Source organism: Rathayibacter sp. AY2B7 (assembly GCF_002931635.1).
Lineage (GTDB): Bacteria > Actinomycetota > Actinomycetes > Actinomycetales > Microbacteriaceae > Rathayibacter.
On the sequence record NZ_PSUC01000175.1, the window covers coordinates 1 to 3588 of the forward strand.

Here is a 3588-nt window from a genome sequence, read left to right on the forward strand (position 1 = left end):
TGGGGCTGGGTCCTCTTCGTCCTGCTCTGCGCGATCCCGTTGCTCTACACGGTCTTCGTCGGCCTCCCCGGCGAGCCACCTCCGCACCGCCCTGATCGGGACGACGACCGCTCTGCTGGCCGTCCTGGTCGCGGCGGCGCTCCTTTTCCACGCGTCCGGCGGACGCTGGTTCATCGTGCAGACGCCCTCCATGGGCACGGCCGCCCCGGTCGGCACCCTCGTCCTCACCGAGCCGACGGCCCTCGAGGACGTCCGGGTCGGCGACGCGGTCAGCTTCCACCCCACCACCACGCCCGACGAGACCTACACCCACCGGGTCGTCGAGATCGCCGACGACGGCACGCTCCGCACCCAGGGCGACATCAACGGAGCCGTCGATCCGTGGGCCACCGGCCAGGACCAGCTCATCGGAGTCGTCACCACGGCGCTGCCGGTGCTCGGCTGGCTCGTGCGCGGTCTGCCGCTGCTGATCATCGGCGCCGTCCTCGTGCAGCTGCTCACCCGCTTCATCGCCTCGCCCACCCAGCGGGCGTCGATGCGGATCCTCGGCCTCTCGCTCGTCGCGTCCGTCACCGTCTTCGTGCTCCGCCCGCTGGTCGGCATCGTCGTCCTCGAGGCCACGGTCGACAGCGGCACGACGAACGCCACGCTCGTCTCGACGGGCGTCCTCCCCATCCGCGTGAGCGCCGAGGGAGCCGACCCCGTCGACCTGGTCTCCGGACAGGTCGGCCGCCTGCAGATCCCGGCGCACGACGGAGACGCCTACGCCCTCTCCTCCGCTCTGCACCTGCCGTTCTGGGGCTGGGTCCTCTTCGTCCTGCTCTGCGCGATCCCGTTGCTCTACACGGTCTTCGTCGGCCTCCCCGGCGAGCCGGAGCGGACCGCCGAGCGCGGCCGCCGCGCCGCCCGCGAGGAGGAGACGGCTTGAGCCGGCACCGCCTCTCCGCCGCCTCGCCGGCCGCGCGGCTGCGCACCCTCCTCGCCCGCCCGATGTCTGTCGTCGCCGCCCTCGCCACCGCCGCCCTGGCCGCCGTGCTGCTCACCGCCCCTGCCACCTCCGGCGCGTACACCGCGTCGATCCTGAACTCGACCAACACGGTCGGCAGCGCCGCCGCGTTCTTCACCTGCGACGGCGCCCTCGCCGCCGACCGCGGGGCCGCGCTCTTCGCCTACACGCTCGCGCAGCCGAGCGGATCGACGACCGCGCCCGACACGGACTCCGGCCAGTACCCGGGCACCTACCGCTCCACCAGCCTCTTCCCGACCGCGATGGTCAGCTCCGCCGCGACGCCCAAGGCCTGCCCGCGCGACGCGGGCGGCTCCTGGATGCCGAACGGCACCAACCAGTACCTGAGCACGCCGCTGGAGATCAGGAACCCCGGCACCTTCAGCACCGAGATCTGGTTCAAGACCACGAACGCGGGCGGCAAGCTCTTCAGCTTCAGCGCGGGAGCCACCGCTCCCGGCGGTCAGTACGACCGCCACACCTACATCGGTGCCGACGGCAAGCTCGTCTTCGGCGTCTACAACGGCGCCGCGCAGACCATCACGAGCACCCGAGCCGTCAACGACGGACTCTGGCACCACGTCGTCTCCACGCTCTCGCCGACAGCGGGCATCGCGCTCTGGGTCGACGGCGTGAAGGTCGCCTCGAACAGCACGTACCGCACGGCCGAGAACACGACGGGCACCTGGAAGATCGGGTACGACAGCCTCGGCGGCCAGTGGCCGAACGTCGGCTCCTCCTATTTCGGCGGGAGCCTGCGCTACGCCGCGGTGTACTCGACGGTCCTCACGCCGGAGCAGATCCAGACGCACTACGCGGCAGGACGCTGAGCGAACGGCCCGGTCGGCGGCGCCTCCGCCACCCTAGGGTGAGCGGATGAGCACCCCCGCCCTCTCGCGCCGCGCCCGCTTCCACCAGCGGTTCCTCGTGGAGGAGCGCGTGATGGCCTCGGAGGCGCGCCGCGGCCTCGACCGGGCCGGCTTCGGCCTCATCGGCGTCGGCATCGTCCTCTTCGCGGCCTTCACCGCGCAGGTCGCGAGCGGCACCGGCCTCACCGTCCTCGATCCGGTCGTCGCCGAGTGGTTCCGCGAGAAGCGCTCCGCCGAGGGCACGGTCGTGATGGACGCGCTCGCCACCGTCTTCGGGCCGGTCTACCTGCCGGTCATCATCCTGGCGGTGCTCGTGCTCTGGTTCGTCCTCGCGCGGCACCTCTGGCGGCCGATCCTCCTGGCCGGCGGCATGCTCGTCGGGATGCTCAGCGTGCAGCTGGCCGCTCACCTCGTGATGCGGATGCGCCCGCCGGTCGAGTACATGCTGCTCGGGCCCGACGGGACCTTCTCGTTCCCCTCCGGCCACGTCACCGGCGTGAGCGACTTCTTCCTGATCACCACGTTCCTCCTCGCCTCCCGCCGCTCCTCCCGGAGCTGGATGATCGGGGGCTTCGCGCTCTCGCTCGGGATGATCGCCGGCCAGATCGTCGCCCGGCTCTACCTCGGCTACCACTGGCTGACCGACACGCTCGCCTCGGTGTCGCTCGCCCTGATCGTGCTCGGCTCGGTGATCGTGATCGACACCCGCCGGACCGCGGTCGTGCGGGGCGGCGCGGACTGACCGGCGCGGCGCCTCCCTCTGCGGCGAGGAGCCGGCCGCGGGAGCCGCCCTGTCGTCAGCCCCGGTCGGCCGGATCCTCCTCGGTGACGATCGGCACCGGCTCCGTCACGCCGATCGTGCTGACGATCGGGACGATCCCGGTGCGGGTGAACGGCTCCTCGGCGGCCGGCGCCGACTCGTCGGGCAGCGGTGCGGGGTCGACCGCGGACGGCGCCGACGGGTCGGACGCCGGGAGGCCGGATCCGCTGCCCGGCGCCATGGCGTCCTGCGCGGTGTCCGCCTGCCCGGCCTCGGCGCCGTCGGGGTAGAGGACGTCGGCGGCGAGGGCCTGCTCGATCCCGCGGTCCCGGCGGGTCCTGGCGCGGACCGGCGCCACCGCCCGCACGATCGGGGTGCGCAGGCGGCGGTAGGCGATCCGGCCGAGCGTGACTCCGCCGGCGAGGCCCAGCGCGATCATGCCCGCCTGGAGCAGGAGCTCGATCCCGGCGCTCGGGCCGGCGTTCGAGGTGAGGCCGAGGACGCCGCGGTAGAGGGTGAGGCCGGGCAGGAGGGGGACGATCGCGCACGCGGTCGTCACCACGGCGGGCACCCGCATCCGCTCGGCCAGCATCTCGCCGAGCAGGCCGATCGCCAGCGCCGGGAGGGCGTTGGCCATGAGCGGCGCGAAGCCCGAGGTGGTCAGCGAGTCGGAGACGAGGAACGCGCCGGCTCCGGTGAGGGCGGCGATGAGCGCGGGCCGTGGCGGGGTGTGCGACGAGAGCGCCCAGGCGCCCGCCGCGACCCCGGCACCGAGCACCTGCACGGCGGCCGGCCAGGGGCGGGCGTAGGAGTCGACCAGCACCAGCTCGACCCCGAGCGAGCGCGCGCCGTCGAGCACCACGGCGATCCCGACGACGATGCCCAGCGTCAGCAGCCCGACCTCGAGCAGCCGGCCGCCCGCCGTGATCGGGAACCCGTTGATCGCGTCGTCC

The 3588-nt window shown here is 73.4% G+C and carries 4 protein-coding genes; 3 read left to right on the plus strand and 1 reads right to left on the minus strand.

Going from position 1 to position 3588, the window contains the following annotated elements:
- Positions 1-175: 175 nt before the first annotated feature.
- The 3 genes from C5C27_RS16935 to C5C27_RS16945 are packed head-to-tail and all read left to right on the plus strand — an operon-like array spanning position 176 to position 2617.
- The gene (locus C5C27_RS16935; RefSeq protein ID WP_146079743.1) at positions 176-928 is read left to right on the plus strand and encodes a S26 family signal peptidase; all 753 of its coding nucleotides are present in this window, start codon (positions 176-178) and stop codon (positions 926-928) included.
- Positions 925-1836 (plus strand): LamG domain-containing protein, encoded by a 912-nt coding sequence (locus C5C27_RS16940; protein WP_258062587.1) that lies wholly within the window; start codon positions 925-927, stop codon positions 1834-1836. Before C5C27_RS16935 ends, C5C27_RS16940 begins: the two co-directional genes overlap by 4 nt.
- 46 nt (positions 1837-1882) lie before the next feature.
- The gene (locus C5C27_RS16945) at positions 1883-2617 is read left to right on the plus strand and encodes a phosphatase PAP2 family protein (protein ID WP_104314985.1); all 735 of its coding nucleotides are present in this window, start codon (positions 1883-1885) and stop codon (positions 2615-2617) included.
- Positions 2618-2672: 55 nt separating this feature from the next.
- Here C5C27_RS16945 and C5C27_RS16950 read toward each other — a convergent pair.
- On the minus strand, positions 2673-3588 hold a 916-nt coding region (locus tag C5C27_RS16950; protein ID WP_146079744.1), incomplete at its 5' end, for a threonine/serine exporter family protein.